Below are 251 nucleotides of genomic sequence, written 5' to 3' on the forward strand. Positions count from 1 at the left end.
TCGAGCCCGGAATACACGGTGCCGTACACGCGGCCCGTGGCGCCCGCGGGGGCTGCGCGCTTGATCAGCATGTCCCGCGAGGGGCCTGCCAGCCCCGTTCCCAGCCCCGCCACCGAGGCCAGCAGCAGCGCCGCCAGGCCCGGCAAAAAGCCCATTCCCACGAGCATCAGCCCCGCTGCCGAGCCCAGCAGGCTGAGCGCGATGGTCTTCTCCAGCCGCTGCACGCGACCCACGAGAAAGCCCCCCGCGAG

Annotated in this window: 1 pseudogene; it reads right to left on the minus strand. The window is 72.9% G+C overall.

Annotated elements, in window-relative coordinates:
• Positions 1–251, minus strand: a pseudogene (locus VTU_RS28340) (MFS transporter); the annotation flags it as partial.

The sequence above is a fragment of the Verminephrobacter aporrectodeae subsp. tuberculatae At4 genome (genome assembly GCF_000193225.1).
GTDB classification, from domain to species: Bacteria; Pseudomonadota; Gammaproteobacteria; order Burkholderiales; family Burkholderiaceae_C; genus Acidovorax; species Acidovorax aporrectodeae.